General features: G+C 38.5%; 15 protein-coding genes. 10 read left to right on the forward strand and 5 right to left on the reverse strand.

Features of this window, described 5'->3' with window-relative positions:
- The first annotated feature begins 258 nt into the window (after window positions 1–258).
- The 3 genes from KYH19_RS23800 (at window position 259) to KYH19_RS23810 (ending at window position 4,206) form a co-directional block, all read left to right on the forward strand.
- Entirely contained in the window at window positions 259–1,230 is a 972-nt protein-coding gene (locus KYH19_RS23800) for a polyprenyl synthetase family protein (protein ID WP_219077029.1), read from the forward strand.
- Window positions 1,230–2,285: a TerC family protein gene (locus KYH19_RS23805; protein ID WP_219077030.1), complete on the forward strand. Its 1,056-nt coding sequence runs from the start codon at window positions 1,230–1,232 to the stop codon at window positions 2,283–2,285. The genes KYH19_RS23800 and KYH19_RS23805 overlap by 1 nt, the downstream gene beginning before the upstream one ends.
- A 472-nt stretch (window positions 2,286–2,757) precedes the next feature.
- Window positions 2,758–4,206 (forward strand): M20/M25/M40 family metallo-hydrolase, encoded by a 1,449-nt coding sequence (locus tag KYH19_RS23810; protein ID WP_219077031.1) that lies wholly within the window; start codon window positions 2,758–2,760, stop codon window positions 4,204–4,206.
- 147 nt (window positions 4,207–4,353) lie between these two features.
- Here KYH19_RS23810 and KYH19_RS23815 read toward each other — a convergent pair whose 3' ends face one another.
- The gene (locus KYH19_RS23815; protein WP_219077032.1) at window positions 4,354–4,782 is read right to left on the reverse strand and encodes a CBS domain-containing protein; all 429 of its coding nucleotides are present in this window, start codon (window positions 4,780–4,782) and stop codon (window positions 4,354–4,356) included.
- Window positions 4,783–5,201: 419 nt separating this feature from the next.
- Here KYH19_RS23815 and ahcY point away from each other — a divergent pair, with 419 nt between their 5' ends.
- Both ahcY and KYH19_RS23825 read left to right on the forward strand, forming a co-directional pair.
- On the forward strand, window positions 5,202–6,518 hold the full coding sequence (gene ahcY / locus KYH19_RS23820) for an adenosylhomocysteinase (protein WP_132404041.1): 1,317 nt from the start codon (window positions 5,202–5,204) through the stop codon (window positions 6,516–6,518).
- 308 nt (window positions 6,519–6,826) lie between these two features.
- The gene (locus KYH19_RS23825; protein ID WP_132404038.1) at window positions 6,827–7,168 is read left to right on the forward strand and encodes a DUF6370 family protein; all 342 of its coding nucleotides are present in this window, start codon (window positions 6,827–6,829) and stop codon (window positions 7,166–7,168) included.
- 170 nt (window positions 7,169–7,338) lie between these two features.
- Here KYH19_RS23825 and KYH19_RS23830 read toward each other — a convergent pair whose 3' ends face one another.
- On the reverse strand, window positions 7,339–8,319 hold the full coding sequence (locus KYH19_RS23830; RefSeq protein ID WP_219077033.1) for a polysaccharide deacetylase: 981 nt from the start codon (window positions 8,317–8,319) through the stop codon (window positions 7,339–7,341).
- Between the two features lie 60 nt (window positions 8,320–8,379).
- Between KYH19_RS23830 and KYH19_RS24305 the strand changes: the two genes are divergently transcribed.
- Window positions 8,380–8,502 (forward strand): hypothetical protein, encoded by a 123-nt coding sequence (locus KYH19_RS24305; RefSeq protein WP_255562515.1) that lies wholly within the window; start codon window positions 8,380–8,382, stop codon window positions 8,500–8,502.
- Between the two features lie 222 nt (window positions 8,503–8,724).
- Here the strand turns inward: KYH19_RS24305 and KYH19_RS23835 are convergent, their stop codons facing one another.
- Window positions 8,725–9,105 carry a GtrA family protein gene (locus tag KYH19_RS23835; RefSeq protein WP_132404032.1) on the reverse strand — a complete coding sequence of 127 codons (381 nt, stop codon included), beginning with the start codon at window positions 9,103–9,105 and terminating at the stop codon, window positions 8,725–8,727.
- A gap of 1 nt (window position 9,106) precedes the next feature.
- Window positions 9,107–10,747: a glycosyltransferase family 39 protein gene (locus KYH19_RS23840; RefSeq protein ID WP_219077034.1), complete on the reverse strand. Its 1,641-nt coding sequence runs from the start codon at window positions 10,745–10,747 to the stop codon at window positions 9,107–9,109.
- Window positions 10,748–10,830: 83 nt separating this feature from the next.
- Here KYH19_RS23840 and KYH19_RS23845 point away from each other — a divergent pair, with 83 nt between their 5' ends.
- The 3 genes from KYH19_RS23845 to KYH19_RS23855 all read left to right on the forward strand — a co-directional run bounded on the left by KYH19_RS23845 (window position 10,831) and on the right by KYH19_RS23855 (window position 13,220).
- A complete protein-coding gene (locus KYH19_RS23845) occupies window positions 10,831–11,547 on the forward strand; it encodes a pyridoxine 5'-phosphate synthase (protein ID WP_219077035.1) in 717 nt (238 codons plus the stop codon).
- Between the two features lie 97 nt (window positions 11,548–11,644).
- Window positions 11,645–12,541, forward strand: coding sequence for a DMT family transporter (locus KYH19_RS23850; protein ID WP_219077036.1), 897 nt, complete (start codon window positions 11,645–11,647; stop codon window positions 12,539–12,541).
- A gap of 115 nt (window positions 12,542–12,656) precedes the next feature.
- Window positions 12,657–13,220 (forward strand): hypothetical protein, encoded by a 564-nt coding sequence (locus KYH19_RS23855; protein WP_219077037.1) that lies wholly within the window; start codon window positions 12,657–12,659, stop codon window positions 13,218–13,220.
- 233 nt (window positions 13,221–13,453) lie between these two features.
- Here the strand turns inward: KYH19_RS23855 and KYH19_RS23860 are convergent, their stop codons facing one another.
- Entirely contained in the window at window positions 13,454–14,305 is an 852-nt protein-coding gene (locus KYH19_RS23860; protein ID WP_219077038.1) for a hypothetical protein, read from the reverse strand.
- Window positions 14,306–14,651: 346 nt separating this feature from the next.
- Between KYH19_RS23860 and gcvP the strand changes: the two genes are divergently transcribed.
- On the forward strand, window positions 14,652–17,528 hold the full coding sequence (gcvP, locus tag KYH19_RS23865; RefSeq protein ID WP_219077039.1) for an aminomethyl-transferring glycine dehydrogenase: 2,877 nt from the start codon (window positions 14,652–14,654) through the stop codon (window positions 17,526–17,528).
- Window positions 17,529–17,701: the final 173 nt, after the last annotated feature.

The following is a 17,701-nucleotide window of genomic DNA, read 5'->3' on the forward strand; positions in this document are numbered from 1 at the left end:
AATTTAAATAAAGCTAATTTTTAGGGGAATTAATTATCGCTTTGAGGGGCCTTTTTACCTGCACTGCCCCATCATATTAAACCTGATAGCGCCAAATAGCCCACAGCCCGAAGCATGAGGGCGAGGACTATGGGCAATAGCAGGAGCAAAGATGTTAAAGATTGCTATCCTTTGCTTTTCAAATCCTTAATAATAAGATTGCAGATTACCTTTTTATGGGAAATTAGCTTAAGTTTGCAATCAAAATTTTTCGACTTAATGCCGGGAATCGAACAGATAAAAACACCTATAGCTGCTGATATTAAAGCGTTTGAAAAGACCTTTAAAGAATCTATGCATAGCGACGCACCGTTGCTGGATAGGATTACCCATTATATTGTAAAGCAAAAAGGCAAACAAATGCGGCCGATGTTCGTATTTTTTGCGGCTAAACTGTGTGGCGGAATTACAGAATCAACCCACCGTGGAGCTGCTTTGGTAGAGCTTTTACATACGGCCACTTTGGTGCATGATGATGTGGTAGACAATGCTTACGAACGCCGTGGCTTTTTCTCCATCAATGCTTTATGGAAAAATAAAATTGCCGTTTTGGTTGGCGATTACTTATTGGCTAAAGGATTATTACTTTCGGTAAACAATAACGAGCACCGATTGTTACAAATTGTATCGGAAGCGGTGAAACAGATGAGTGAAGGAGAGCTACTGCAGGTAGAAAAGGTGCGGAGGATGGACATTTCGGAAGATTTATATTTTGATGTAATCCGACAGAAAACGGCTTCTTTAATTGCTTCTTGTTGTGCTGCGGGTGCTGCTTCTGCAGGTGCGAGTGATGAAATAATAGAAAAAATGCGTCTGTTTGGCGAAAAAGTTGGGATTGCCTTTCAGATTAAAGACGATACCTTCGATTTTGGAACGGATGACGTTGGCAAACCTTTGGGTATTGATATTAAGGAGAAGAAAGTAACCTTGCCTTTAATTTATGCCTTAAATAAAGCTGAAAAGACAGAACGCAAGAAAATGATCAACCTGGTGAAAAACCATCAGGACGATCCGGTTAAAATACAGCAAATTATTGATTTTGTAAATGCGCACCAAGGTGTGTATTATGCCAATGAGAAAATGTTGGAGTACCAGAATCAAGCATTTGATATTCTGCACAGTTTTGATGCAGGTGAAGCCAGAACAGGTTTAGAACAACTTGTACTCTACACCACTGAACGTAAAAAATAATGGGTAACGAATTACTTTTTAGCTTAGGTTTTCTTCTTTTTATTGTACTGATTCTTGCTTTAGACCTTGGTCTTTTTAGCAGGAAAGAGCATGTAGTGAGTTTAAAACAAGCCGGGATAATGAGTTTGATTATGGTTGCCCTGGCCATCGGCTTTTATTTTATCCTGCTAACTGAAGGGCACCAGCTGCATGGAATTAAGGATTTTTCCCACCTGCAAGAGATCGTAACCAAACACCAGCACCATATTAAATTAATTCCGGGCGATTTTGAAGGAAGTTTGGCGGTTTATAAGCAAAACCTCGGACTGGAGTTTTTAACAGGTTACGTAATTGAGTATGCGCTTTCGGTAGATAATATCTTTGTTATCGTACTCATTTTTTCAGCCTTTGCAGTTGAAGAAAAATATTATCACCGGGTATTGTTCTGGGGGATATTGGGTGCAATCATTATGCGTTTCATCTTCATTTTTGTAGGAGCTGCATTAATTACAAAATTTGCCTGGATACTTTATGTTTTTGGTGCTTTCCTGGTGTTTACTGGCGTGAAGATGTTTTTCAGCAAGGAGGAAGATGATAAAATTGATCCGGAAAACCACCCTGTAGTTAAATGGGCTTCGAAAATATTTTCCATTCACCCTAAATACGAGGGTAAAAACTTCTTTGTTAAAATAGACCATAAAAGAATGGTTACGCCATTGTTTTTGGTGTTGTTGATTGTCGAATTTACCGATCTGTTATTTGCTGTGGATTCTATTCCTGCTATTTTTGCGGTAACAAAAGATCCTTATATTGTATTTTTCTCTAATATTTTTGCCATCATGGGCTTGCGTTCCATGTTCTTTTTACTGGTAAATATTATTCATAAATTCCATTATTTAAAAACCGGATTAGCATTTTTACTGGCTTTTATTGGTGTAAAAATGCTAGGACATACTTATCTGGAGAAATGGGGTTTCACCACTGAGCATTCACTGATTGTGATTTTAAGCATCCTGGTGATTAGCATTGTTGCTTCGTTGGTTTTTCCGAAGAAAAAGGTGCATGTAAAACCTTAGTTTACCATCTAAAACATTTTGCTAAAATTATTTTAACCACCTAAGTCACCTGAGTACATTTAAGTTTTTTACTTTGTAAAGTACTAAGTGGGCAGCTGCACTTTGTTATGTGGCCTAGCAGATTTTCGTAGGAAAAAGCACAAAAAACTTTGCAGTTTCACCAATACTTCCACAGACCAAGGCAGTGTTTAAGCGAGTGTGGTGGCAATGAGGTTAGGACAGAGCCTATAGACTGCCGCAATTGAGATTTTTGTAGTTTTTTACAAGAAAGGATGCAAGCCTTGATCTTTTGTTTCTTTTCTATCAAGAGAAAAGAAAGAGCCCATCGGCGGCGGTGAGCCGAGGCAAGGTTGTGCATGGGGAAAAGATTGCTAATTCTTTTCTTGCGGTAAAGAAAACTAAAGCAAAATAAACGTTACAGCTGGCAATCTCTATCTAAAATTTGTACTTTCAGCAGATATAACTAAACCTAATGAAATACCTTTTCTCCACTGCCCTTCTTTGCACCACTTTATTTACCAATGCACAAGATAAATTTGGCGATGTTTTTGCCAAAATCAATACTGATGTACAACAAAACTCAAGAGCTTATCAAACCTTAAAATATGAAACCGAAACCATCGGTCACCGTTTAACGGGCTCTGCAAATGGAGCAAAAGCAGAGCAATATGCCTTCGATTTATTAAAATCTTATGGCTGCGAGGTAAAATTTCAGCCTTTTGAAGTGGAAAGCTGGGCAAGAAAAACGATCAATGTAGAAATTGGTGCTGATAAAAATAGTCTGACCAAAATGAAGGCCGTTACACTGGCGCATTCGCCAGTAAGTGCGGATGTTACAGGTGAAATTGTAGACGCTGGTAACGGATTGGAAGCAGATTATCAGGCCAGTCCTGAAAAATTTAAAGGTAAAATTGCTTTGATTTATCTGGGGGTGTTACCAGGCTCTCCTGCAGGAACGAAATCATTACACCGCTCAGAAAAAACTGCTATTGCCACAAAATATGGTGCCATTGGTGTAATTATTATCAATACGGTAAAAGATGGCGTGCTTTTAACCGGAACCGCTTCGGTAACGGGTAAATTGATTCCAATACCTGCAGTTTGTATCGGTTTGGAAGATGGAATGGCTTTGAAAGAGAAAATTAAATCGCAGCCACAAACAGCGCATATTGCCATGACGAACTTTTCGGGTTTGATTAAAGCCCGCAATGTAGTGGCTACCTTTAAAGGAACTGAATTGCCAAAAGATAAAATTATAGTTGGTGGGCATTTGGATAGCTGGGATTTGGCAACTGGTGCTATCGATAATGGAATCGGCTCTTTCGCGATTATGGATATGGCAAGGACTTTTAAAAAACTGAATTTAAAAACCAAACGTACGGTAGAGTTTGTATTATTTATGGGTGAGGAGCAAGGTTTGTTGGGTTCTAAAGCTTATATCGATCAGGCTAAAAAAGACGGAACCTTAAACCAGGTGAAGTTTATGCTGAACTACGATATGACCAACGATCCGAAAGGTTTCTCTACTTCACGTGCTGAAATGAAAGACCTTTTTACATCCTGGGGAGCTGATATTGTAAAGATTGATACAGGCTTTAAAAACCTGTTTAATGCTGGTGCAGGTTTACACAGCGATCATCAGCCATTTATGTTAGCAGGTATTCCTACCGGAGGTGGTTTCGGAGGTAAATTGCCAAATAATTCCGGACCATTTTACCATTCCGATGGCGATAGCTTTAAACTGGTTGATGAGCAGGAACTTAAAAATACGGTACGCTACAGTGCCATGTTAACTTATGCATTAGCCAATACACCAAAAATCCCGGTAGGTGTTCAAGGCGAAGAAGAGCTAAGGGCTTTTTTAGAATCTCAGAACTTAAAGGAGCCTTTGAGTATTGCTGGTGAGTGGAGATGGAAGTAATGATTGGATAGATTCGCTTCGCGGGTGATTACACAGATTTAGGGATTACACCGATTAGATCAATCCGTCATTTCGACCGTAGTGGAGAAATCTATTTAATTAGTTTTTAAATAGCTAATTCAATACAGATGTAAATTGGAGCATCAATTACCCGCTAATATAGCTTTCCAATTGCGAAATGGTCTGTTTCTGATCAGCAATAATAAACTTTACCACATCGCCGATGGAAACCATTCCTTTTACTTCGTCGTTTTCTACAACTGGTAAATGGCGGATGTGTTTATCCGTCATCAATTCCATACAATGATCAATACTGTCGCTAAACTTGATGGTAATGGGCTTAGCTGTCATGGCTTCTTTGATCAGGGTATCTTTTGATGATTTCCCTTGCAGGATGATTTTTCGGGCATAATCCCGTTCCGTAAAAATACCATGAAGTTGCTGGTCTTCCATCACCAATACGGCGCTGATATTTTTTTCTGTCATTACTTTTAAGGCATCCAGAACAGAAATATTCTCTGATACGGAGATAATGATGACCTGTTTAGTGTCCAGCAAGTGTTTTACGCTTTTCATAAAGTTTAATTTGGTTATAACAATTTAAGAAATAATTAGCTGGATATCAAAGTTTTATTTTGATGTTTTGGGGGTTTTAAAAGAAGTCAAGTTTTTAATATGCACCTTGCCATGCCAAACTTGACTTCTTTAGGAGCATATACCGCGGGACCTGATTAATCTAAACCTGACAGGAATGACAGCCTCCGTCCCGATTTTACATCGGGATTCATCGGAGCTATAATGTATGGCAGGGCCGAAGCTGAGCTAAGAATTACAGGACTTGCTTTCCAAAATAATAAATAAGACATGAAGTTTTCAAATTGGGTATAAAGAATCGCATCACTATTTTACAATCCTCAAACCAGCTTGCTCTTTTAATTATTTGGCTTTCACAAAGGGATGCCGTAACTTTGCATCACATTTAAAAACAAATAATTATGTCATCAGTAGAGACAACCTATATCCCTTACAAAGTTAAGGACATTTCACTGGCAGAATGGGGCCGTAAAGAAATCGGATTAGCCGAAGCAGAAATGCCAGGTTTAATGAGTTTACGTAAAGAATTCGGTCCAACACAACCGTTAAAAGGTGCGCGTATTGCAGGTTGTCTGCACATGACCATCCAAACGGCTGTATTAATCGAAACATTAGTGGCCCTTGGTGCTGAAGTTACCTGGTCATCTTGCAATATTTTCTCCACACAAGATCACGCTGCGGCTGCAATTGCTGCTGCGGGTATTCAGGTTTATGCCTGGAAAGGTTTAAACGAAGAAGAATTCGACTGGTGTATTGAGCAAACTTTACACTTCGGTCCGGAACAACAACCATTAAACATGATTTTGGATGATGGTGGCGATTTAACCAATATGGTTTTTGATAAATACCCTGAGTTGATTGCAGCAATTAAAGGTTTATCAGAAGAAACGACAACTGGTGTTCACCGTTTATACGAAAGAATGAAAAACGGAACATTGCACTTACCTGCAATTAACGTTAACGATTCGGTTACTAAATCTAAATTCGATAACAAATACGGTTGTCGTGAATCATTGGTTGATGCGATCCGTCGTGCTACTGACGTAATGATGGCTGGTAAAGTAGCTGTTGTTTGTGGTTATGGCGATGTGGGTAAAGGTTCAGCAGAATCGTTAAGCTCACAAGGTGTACGTGTTATTGTAACTGAAATTGACCCAATCTGTGCTTTACAGGCTGCAATGGAAGGTTACGAAGTTAAAAAATTAGCTACAGCGATTAAAGAAGCTGATATCGTGGTAACTACTACAGGTAACTGTGATATCGTTCGCGAGCAACATTTCAGGGCATTAAAAGATAAAGCGATTGTTTGTAACATCGGTCACTTCGATAACGAAATCGATATGGCCTGGTTAAACGGTGCTTATGGCGATACCAAAGTTGAAATTAAACCTCAGGTTGATAAATATACCATTGATGGTAAAGACGTAATCGTTCTTGCTGAAGGTCGTTTGGTTAACTTAGGTTGTGCAACTGGTCACCCAAGTTTTGTAATGAGTAACTCGTTTACCAACCAAACTTTGGCTCAGTTAGAGCTTTGGACAAACACTGGTGCTTACGAAAACAAAGTATATACTTTGCCTAAACATTTAGACGAAAAAGTTGCCCGTTTACACTTAGAAAAAATCGGTGTAGAATTAGATGTTTTGGATCAACACCAAGCTGATTATATCGGCGTACCGGTTGAAGGTCCTTTCAAGGCAGATACATACAGGTATTAGTCCTGAGTCTTCAGTATAAAGTCTGAAGTCGATATTACGAAGAGGGATGTGCAGATTTGCATATCCCTTTTTTTATTCCCCTCTCCCAGAGGGGTGCCTGTAAGGCGGGGTGTTTTTAGGTGTTTTTTTGAAAACGTACGTTTAGTGCTCTTGGCAGGCATCAGTCCTGCTATTCATTCCAATCTTTTTGTTGTTCTTCGACTACGCTCAGAATGACAACAAAAAGGATTTTCATTTCTATCAGGTTTATTTTACAAAGTGTGTGGTTCTTTTAACGCTAAAATCCTAAATTTAACAAAACTAAAATAATGAAAAAGTTAATATTTGCCGTTTTACTTGGTGTATTTTCAGTTGCTGTAAATGCCCAAACCACACCTCAAAAAACTGTGGCTGCAAAAGTGGTAACCAAACAAGTGGTCGATATTGCCTGTGGCGAATGTCAGTTTAAAATGAAAGGTAAAGATTGCGAATTGTCAGTTAAAATTGATGGCAAACCTTATTTTGTAGATGGTAAAGGCATTGATGATTTTGGCGATGCCCATGGTAAACATGGTTTTTGCAATGCGGTAAGTAAAGCAGAAGTTACCGGCGAAATCGTAAACAACCGCTTTAAAGCAAAAGAAATAAAGTTATTGCCAGTTAAAAAATAGTGGGTTTACCGCAAAGAAAGCAAAGTTTTCCGCAAAGGGCCGCTAAGTTTGATTTAAAAACGGTCTGAACCCAACCTTGTGTTCTTTGTGCGTTTGTGGTCAATTTATTGTGCGATCTTTGTGAACTCTGCGCCTTTCTTAGCGTCCTTTGCGGTTAAAAATGAGATAAATTATTCAAATTCCTTTTCCAAACCCTCTCTCAAATCGAAAAGCAACCATTGTTTATTCTTCACATCAGCTTGTTTCGTTTTTAGCAACTGGATAAAATCTTTTACACCAATTTCTTCATTCCCGTTGCCATGGATCAGTACAATGCTGCCTGCATTAGGTTGCTGTCCTTTGGCCAGCCAGGCATCGCTTCCAATAGGGATTAATCCATAAGCTTCAATTTTTCCGACTATTGCCTTGTCTGATACCAATCCCGGAAAACGGAAAAATACCGAAGGGGTTAAGCCGTTTTTTAACATTAATTTTTCGTTTTCCAGTACTTCTACATCTAAATTGGTTCCAGGAGCCAACAGAAAATTTTCGGCTAATGGCAGTTTATTTACCTGATGGTTATAAGTATGGTTTACCCAGGTAATATTCAATTCTTTTTTCTCTACTAAACTTTTTAACCAATTCAGGTCATCCTGATGTTTTAGCATCCATTTACCTGAAACGGAAACCGCAAGCGGGGCGGGCAGCTCTATCTTTTTAAATTCGTAGAAAACTGATTGGAAGATAATCCGGTCTAAAGCCTTATGCGAAGGACAAAGATCGATCGTTAAGGTAATTCCCTTTTCGTTCGGAATGGCATGGTCGATCCCCGCATTTTGAAGCTGTAAATCTTTAGCTGCTGCGGCTTCTATTGATTTTATATAAGCCGTATTTTTAAAAATCGCTAATACATTTTGGAACTTTAAGCTGCTTGTGGCATAATTACTGGCCAGATCTACTTTAGTATCTAAAGTTTCAGGATTCACCAGCAATAGATATTTATGGTTATTTGCCGAAAAACTTCTAAGTGCAATCAACTTCTCATTAGTACGTGTTGCCAGAGCATAACTTACCTTGTAGCGTTTAATGTCTTCAAAATTTTGCGCAAAAATTTGAATGCAGAAAAAGCAGCTGCAAAAAATAGTGATGAGCAAACGTTTAGATAATTTCATATTTCCTTATTTAAAATCTTTCTAATTTAACGCAAATCCGTTATCTTTACAAACATCGCCATGAACAAAGAAAAAGCAAAATTATGGTTTAAGCGGGTGGGGCTGGTTGGGTTTTTATTCTTCCTGATTAAAGGATTAATATGGCTTGTTGTGATATATTTTGTTGGTAAAAATGTTTCTTAGGTGGTTTATTGAGTTGTGCGAATTGCATAGATCCTGCAGCAATCATTCTATTTTTTTCTTAGTGTCCTTCATCCCTTAATGGTGATATTTTTTTATCATTAAGAAGTTAAGGTGAGTTCTCCTGCATCATTAAACTTAAATGCTCTCAGGTGACTAAGGTGGTCAAAATAATAACGAAGCTTAATTCATTCGAATTTCTTTAATGCCCTTAATGGTGAAAACCTACCTAAAAGTAAATAACATATTCGCCAAAAAATTCCAAACAAAAACAATTACAATCGCAAAAAACTTCGCCACATAAAAGTTGGTTCCGTTTTTCCTTTGATGGAATAGGTAAATGATGAAGGTGTTTAAACCCAAGCCGATTAAACTCACCACTAAAAATTTACTGAATTCAGTTGCCCAATGGGTGTTGGTACTTTCGAATGTCCATATCCGGTTAATGAGATAATTATTGGTTACGGCTAAAGTAAAACCAATGGCATTAGCAATGTATTTATTGATCTTGATTTTCTCTTTGCACAGCCATGTCGCGCCGAAATCTATCGCCATCCCGAGGAAACCCGTTAATCCAAATTTTAAGATGCGGAAGAATAAATCCATGTTAATGTATTTTAACCAGATAAAAATGTTCTAAAACCTGTGGACGTGTTTTGGCATTTAAAAATTTACCCGTCAGTTTCGTAGTATGAAAGTATTCAAACGATTTTAAAATTTCAGCATTGTACTCGCTTTTTAGTTTTGCTAATTCCTGTTCCGGAATGTATATCACTAAATCTTTTAGATGCTTTGATTTGTCGAGATCACTATAATTATGCAGATATTTTACTTCTCCCGGGGCATAAAAATCAAAAGAAAAGGCATCTATATAATTTAATACTGCAGGTTTAGCGGTAGGATAATTTTGCTTTAACCAATTACCTGCCTGCATCCCCGATTGATATTTTAAAAGGGCAGGGTAGAAAAAAATGAATAGAAATATCATTAATCCCACAGATAAAAATGCACTTCTGGTAATGATGGTTTCCAATAAAATGCCTTTAAATAGTAAGAAAGAGATGGCGAGAATAACAATCAGGACCCCAATAATTAAATATGGGTTTTCAAAACCAAAGAAATAAGCAAGTGCAGAAAGCAGAGCAATAACCAATATGAAAATGATGTTCTGTATAATGAAGAAGATTTTTAAGCCTTTGCTGTCAAGCTTCCTTAGGTACAAGGCAGTTATGATCGAAAACTGGGGAAAGATGATCAGGATGTAATGCGGCAACTGAAATTTAGAAAGAGAAAAGATCAGAAAAGTAACCGCTGCACTTGCCCAGATCATAATGCTTTCAGGAGCTAAAGCAATTCTATTTTTTCTTTTAAACAGATTTACTACGGCCGTATAAAATAGTACAGACCAAGGGAGGAATGCCCAAAGGGTGGTATGCAAGAAGAACGAAATATCCCCTTTGCCTTTAATTGGCCCATTGTTAAAGAAACGCCCAAACTGACTGTCCCAAAAGAAAAACTTTAAACCCGAAACACCAGTCCTTTCGAAAACAATTTTTTCGGGATGCAGATCGAATTGCGTGTAAAGCGAATACAACTCAGGGGTAATAAAAACAAAAATCAAAAGGATGGCGATATACCATTTTGGTTTTAAAAGCTGATGGTACTGTTTTGTAAGCAACCAGTAGATAATAAAGCCTGCAAATACAGGAATCAATACAAAAATTCCTTTGATTAATATTGCACAGGCCGCAAAAAATGAACCTGCTACTAGGTGCCAGAAAGAATTTTGATGTGCCTTATAGTAATGGTAAATAGATGCTAACGTGAAAGTTGTAATGTAAATTTCGGCCCTAACATCAAAAGTAGAGGTGATGATATGTAAGGCACTCAGAAAAATTACCGCACTGATTAACCCGGTTTTTTCATCGTATATATCTTTAGCTAACTTGTATAAATACCATGCACCCAATAAACCGAATAGAAATGATGGTAATTTATAGGCAAAGGACGATATTCCGAAAATTTTAAAGGATGCTGCAGAAATCCAAAAAGTGAGGTGGGGTTTATCCAGCCAGTCGGCTCCACGGCCGTAAAGATTAAACCAATCTTTGAACAGAATAATGTTTTTAGACATGGAAGCATACAATGCGCCATCGGGCTCCATCACGCCGCCAAAAAGTGCTGGTATACTCGCAATTGCAAGTAAAACGATCAGGTATTTATATAATGTTGTATCTTTTAAGTTCATTTACAAGAAGCAAATATGAGCAAAAAAAAGTCAAATTTTTTTAAGGTTTAAGATTAACAAAGGCAAAGCCTTATCTTTGCTTCATGACAAAGTTATCGGTTAATATCAATAAAATTGCTACACTTCGCAACAGTCGCGGAGGTAATAATCCTGATCTGGTTAAGGTTGCATTAGATTGCGAACGTTACGGTGCGCAGGGAATTACCGTGCATCCAAGGCCTGATGAACGCCATATCCGCTATCAGGATGTTTACGATTTAAAGGCTGTTATAACGACAGAATTTAATATTGAAGGAAATTGCAAAGAAGATAAATTTGTTGATCTGGTTTTGGCCAACAAACCTGCCCAGGTTACTTTGGTGCCCGATGCGGAGGGTCAGATTACTTCGAACCATGGTTGGGATACCATCAAGCATAAAGATTACCTGAAAGAAATGGTAGCTGTTTTTCAAAAGGAAGGCATCCGCGTTTCTGTTTTTGTTGATCCGGTTGTAGAAATGGTCGAAGGCGCGGCTGAAACCGGAACAGACCGTATCGAATTATATACCGAAGCCTATGCGCATAATTATTTTGCCGATCGGGAAAAAGCAATTGTAAATTATATCGCGGCTGCCCATCATGCCAATACTTTAGGTTTGGGGATCAATGCCGGTCACGACTTGGATCTGCACAATCTGCATTATTTTGCTCAAAGTATTCCAGGTTTATTAGAAGTTTCAATCGGTCATGCGTTAATTAGCGATGTACTTTATTTAGGTTTAGAAACAACCGTTCATAAATATTTACAACAACTTGCTTAGTTTTTAACCACAAATCACACTAAGAAGTGCACAGAGAAACAGAGCCTCTGCGTACTCGGTGAAAAACTCTTTTTCTCTGTGGTTAGATAATATAAATATGTTAAAAGGAATTCTCCTTGTTTTTTTTGGTGCCTGTAGTTTTGGTATCCTGTCTACTTTTGTAAAACTCGCTTACCATGAAGGCTATACTTTGGGTGATGTTACCGGTGCCCAGGCTTTTTTCGGCGCCTTAATTTTATGGGTGTTGTTTTTCTTTCAAAGTAGAACAGCAGCTAATAAGGCTAAAGTGGTTCCGGCTAAAACACCTTGGTGGAAAATGATAATCGCAGGAACCTGTACGGGCTTGGTGAGTATCTTTTATTATCAGTGTGTAAAGCTGGTACCCAATTCGGTAGCGATTATTTTATTGATGCAGTTTATCTGGATGAGTATTTTAATGGAATACCTCATTTTTAAAAAGAAACCTACTGGCTTACAATTAGCCGCTATTTTATTGGTTCTGGGTGGTACAGTTTTAGCCAGTGGAATGGTAGAAACCAGCATTGGAAGTATGGATTTAAAAGGGATTGGTTTTGGGTTGTTGGCTGCACTTTGTTATGCGGGTTTTTTATTATTAAGTGGTAGAATCGGGAATGAATATGCTCCTCTAAAGAAAAGCGCCCTGATGATTACTGGTGCCTGTATATTGATCTTTATAATTTTTCCACCAGCATTTTTGTTTAACGGTGCTTTAGGTGGAAGCTTATTAAAATGGGGCTTAATTATCTCAGTTTTCGGTACCGTAATCCCGCCTTTATTTTACGCTGAAGGCGTGCCCAGAATTGGTACTGCCATTAGTTCTATCTTAAGCGCTGCAGAATTACCTGTTGCCGTAATGATGGCTGGGTTTGTATTGCAAGAGCAGGTTTCATTTTTAAGGTGGGTTGGTGTTGTGGTAATTTTATCGGCGATGGTTTTACCAAACCTGAAGTACCTTAAAAAAGATAGAAGGTAGGAAGGTTGAAGGTGTAAGGTTGAAATACACGATAAATAATCCTCCGACTTTCGGACCTCGGACACCCGACTTATTGAAAAATTAAATATCTTTAAAAAGCATAAAGCATTTACACATGAAAAAACTTACCATTTATATTTTATCCCTGATCATTATCGGCTTAGCCGGATGTAAAACCAAAACCACCATCAATCAGGATGAGGCAGCTGAAGTGATTACCAGCTACTTAAAAGCCAATCCCGAATATAAAACCACCAGGTTTAAATTTGGGGAGATGAAATTTAACAGTACAAACGATATGTTCGAACTGGGAAAATATAAATCTTTGGCGAGCAAAGGTTTGGTTACTTTAAGCTTAAAAGAGGCCAAAAAGAAATTCCTTTCAAAAGATAGCAGTTACGTTTATCAGATCACTTTAACCGATAAAGCAAGTCCGTTGGTATTGAAACAGGATGCCTACAGGGCCACTGTAAAAGTGGTAGAATATGTTTTATCAGACGAGAAACCAGTCGATTTTGCTCAGGTAAACTCAAGTACAGCAAAGGTTACCGTATCACTTAAAATGACCACTACTGATTTCGAACCTTTTGATAAAGACGCAAACAAAAACAGCAACTTCATTACCAAAACGTATAAATTAAAGTTGAGTAAAGATGAGGGCTGGAAAGTGCAGAAGTAAGAAAAGGACTATAGCTGAAAGATCAAAGATAAAAACGGAATGCCTATTGCGCACTGTAACCTCTGTGTCTTGTAGTGCCTTCGTTTTTAAACCCGACAGAAGTGAAAATCCTTTTTGTTTGCAGCAATCTTGAATAAGCTGATAGGATCTCAAAAAGATTGAAACGAATGGCGGGAGCAGACTTAAATTTTAGCACAGCCACTGCTTTCCAAAATCTTAATGGATATAAAAAGTTAACTGCCCAGACTTTTTTGAATAAAGGTTTTAAGCTTTTTAAACAAATCTTCTTTTTTAGGCCTTTCCTTGCCATTATGGGTTAAATTGTTGTCGTAATGCTTTTGCATCTCTTCAGCATAGTCTTTTTGAGTTTGGCTACCCGACTTTAACACCTCGATAAACCGAACGGCATTGTGATTTAAGGTACTGTTAAATGAAACTGCGTAGTACTCGCTCCGTTCCGATGGATTTCTATTGTTGTTGTTTTCCATCGCGCCGTTTTCTGCAAAATAATCGACATGAAGAATAAGCGGGTTTAATTTTTTCAATCTCTTAGTGCCTTTACGCTCATTCCTCCAGGGATGTTCTTTTTTATAAAGTTGCGCAAGCAGAAAATCCTTTTTCCAAAGGGTAATCTGGTGCGACATTAAATAATTTGACGCCTCGTTATCGATCTCCGCAATATTAAATCCTTCAATAAAATTAATGGTTCCTTTAGTTTTGTAAACGCCAGAACTATGGAGTTTAACCTGTTGCCAATCGTTTTCAATTGCCTGTTCGAACAGTGCTGTAAAGAACTTAGGATTTACAGGTTTGCTTAACCACATATCTTCCTGGAAGTAGAGTATATACTCTTCATCTAAATTGCTTAAAAGCGTTACCAGCCGATCAGCCCATTCGCCTTTGCCCGATTTGATGTTTGCGAAGCCGCTCACATCTGCGGTTCTTTCTTCTGTAGCGAAATAATAATTGCATGGTATTTTAAAATCCCAGTTTTCTGAGAAAGTGTAATCAAAACCTTTATAAAGAAATTCATAACTATCGCAGGCGTGAACTAAAAGTGCGACGTTATTTTTGCAAGTTGACATAAAAGGGCATAGGGTAGGTAAATGCTTTTCAAATTTAAGAAAATGCTTTTTTCGTTTGCTTTGGTAGCTAATATTTTACGTTGCAGCTGCTTATTGATTCGGATCAACTGATGCAAAAAGATTTAAGTTAACCATAGCGACAAAATAAATTTTAGAACAACCACCGCTTTCAAATAATCAAAATATTGGCTTAAAATTGAATAAACGTTTGTCCTGGCTTTTGCTAATAAAATCTATCTATTTTGTAGCTTTTAAGTATAAATAAGACGCCTTTTTTACACTGATTGATAGTGAAATACAGCTTCGTTTTTGCTACCTTTGCACGCAAATTTATTATTCATACCGCATGAGCTTAAATATCCACTACAAGGAAGATTTTCAAAATCGTCATATTGCATCAAATGAGGCAGATACAGTCGAAATGTTGCAAACTGTTGGCGTAAATTCTATTGATGAGCTGATTGAACAAACTGTCCCGACGGCAATTAGGTTAAAACAGCCTTTAAATTTGCCTGCAGCAAAATCAGAAACTGAATATCTTGGTGCTTTAAAACAAACTTCATTGTTGAATAAAGTTTTCAAAAGCTTTATCGGTCAAGGTTATTATGATACCATTACCCCAGGTGTAATTTTACGTAACGTATTCGAAAACCCAGGATGGTACACACAATATACGCCATACCAGGCAGAAATTGCGCAGGGCCGTTTACAGGCTTTGTTAAATTTCCAAACCATGGTTATCGATTTAACCGGAATGGAAATTGCCAATGCATCTTTATTGGATGAAGGTACCGCTGCTGCTGAAGCGATGTTTATGCAATACAGTTTGCGTAAAAATCAGGCAGCTAAAAAATTCTTCGTTTCCGAACTTGTTTTTCCTCAAACGATCGATATTTTAAAAACACGTGCTAATCCTTATGGTATTGAACTGGTTATCGGAAGTCATTTAGATTTCACTGCTACCGAAGAATTTTTCGGCGCAATTGTTCAATATCCGGCAGGAAACGGCGAAGTTTTTGATTATGCTGCTTTCGCATCGGCATTACATAGTCAAAATATTAAATTAACCGTAGTTGCCGATATTTTAAGCTTAACCTTGTTAACGCCTCCAGGCGAGTGGGGAGCTGATGTGGTAGTAGGTACAACACAGCGTTTGGGTATCCCAATGGGTTTTGGTGGACCGCACGCTGCATTTTTTGCAACTAAAGAAGAATATAAACGTAATATCCCGGGTCGTATTATTGGTGTAACCATTGATAGCCATGGCGATTACGCTTTACGTATGGCTTTGCAAACCCGCGAGCAGCACATCCGTAGAGATAAAGCAACATCAAACATCTGTACCGCACAGGCATTATTGGCTATTATGGCTGGATTTTATGCTGCTTACCATGGTCCGAAAGGATTAAAAGCCATTGCAGAACGTACACACGGTTTGGCTATCAGTTTAGCCTCTACTTTAAAAGGTCTAGGTTTTGAGCAGTTAAATTCTGCTTATTTCGACACCATTCGTTTCGATTTAGGCGATTTAAAAGGCGGTATCCATTCAGGATGTATCGATCACGAAATCAACTTAAACTATGTTGGTAACGTAGCAACCATTTCGTTCGACGAAACCAGCACTTTCGAAGATGTAGCTTTAATTGCTAAAATCTTTGCAAAGGTTAAAGCTATCGCAGCAGATCAGGTTGAGGTGGTAGAAAATGTAGAAACTGTTATTCCAGCCGCTTTACAACGTACTTCGGCTTATTTAACACATCCAATTTTTAACTCGCACCACTCAGAACACGAGATGTTGCGTTATATCAAATCATTAGAAGCAAAAGATTTATCGCTTTGCCACTCGATGATTGCTTTGGGTAGCTGTACCATGAAATTAAATGCGACAGCAGAGATGATCCCGGTTACCTGGTCTCACTTTGGCCGCATTCACCCATTTGCCCCTGCTGATCAGGTATTGGGTTACTATTCTGTTTTTAATGAACTGGATAAATGGTTAAGCGAAATTACTGGTTTCGCTGCAATGAGCTTACAGCCAAATGCTGGTGCTCAGGGCGAATATGCAGGTTTAATGGTTATTCGTGCTTATCACCACGATAGAGGCGATTTCCACCGTAACGTGGCCCTAATTCCAGCTTCGGCACACGGAACAAACCCTGCTTCTGCGGCAATGGCCGATATGAAAATTGTGGTGGTTAAATCTTTAGAAAACGGTAACATTGATGTAGAAGATTTAAAAGCTAAAGCCGAATTACATAAAGACAATCTATCGTGTTTAATGGTAACTTATCCATCTACTCACGGGGTATTCGAAGAAAGCATTATTGAAATTTGTGAAACCATCCACGCTAACGGCGGACAGGTTTATATGGATGGTGCAAATATGAATGCACAGGTTGGTTTAACAAGTCCGGCCAATATTGGTGCCGATGTTTGTCACTTAAACTTACACAAAACTTTCTGTATCCCTCACGGTGGTGGTGGTCCTGGTATGGGTCCAATCGGTGTGGCTAAACACCTGGTTCCTTATCTTCCAGGCCATGCGGTGGTTGATATCGACAAAGGAAAATCTATTTCTGCAGTTTCATCTGCACCTTGGGGTTCGGCTTCAATCCTGATTATCTCTCACGCTTATATTGCGATGATGGGTGCTGAAGGGTTAACTAACGCTACCAAATATGCTATTTTAAACGCAAACTATATGAAAGCGCGTTTAGAGCAACACTATCCGGTACTTTATTCAGGTGCTCAGGGCCGTTGCGCACACGAGATGATCTTAGATTGCCGTTCGTTCAAAGCTTTCGGAATCGAAGTGACTGACATTGCAAAACGCTTAATGGATTATGGTTTCCACGCACCAACGGTTTCGTTCCCGGTTGCGGGTACTTTGATGGTTGAGCCAACAGAATCAGAGCCTAAACATGAGTTAGACCGTTTCTGTGATGCTTTGATTGCCATTAAAAACGAAATTACAGCTGTAGAAAACGGTACTTTGGATAAAGTAGATAATCCTTTAAAAAATGCACCACATACCGTTTCGGTAATTACCGCTAACGAATGGGATCATGCTTATAGCCGTCAAACTGCTGCGTTCCCGCTTCCTTATGTGTTAGAGCGTAAGTTCTGGCCATCGGTTGGTCGTGTTAACGATAGTCATGGTGATAGATCATTGATCTGTGCATGCCCTCCTGTTGAGAGTTATTTGGAAGAGATCGTTCCTTAATAAGGTAGAAGGCGGGAAGGTAGAGGGTTTAAGGTTTTCCTTTCCATCGCCTTAATTACTCCCGATCGTCATTGCGAGGAGGAACGACGTGGCAATCTATTTAGAAAAATTTTGAGCCTAGGTTCGTGTCTTCACGAATATATTGATCTGCAAGTTTTATGGATTAGTTTCAT

Origin of the sequence: Pedobacter sp. D749, assembly GCF_019317285.1 — a bacterium.
In the GTDB taxonomy this organism is placed as follows: Bacteria; Bacteroidota; Bacteroidia; order Sphingobacteriales; family Sphingobacteriaceae; genus Pedobacter.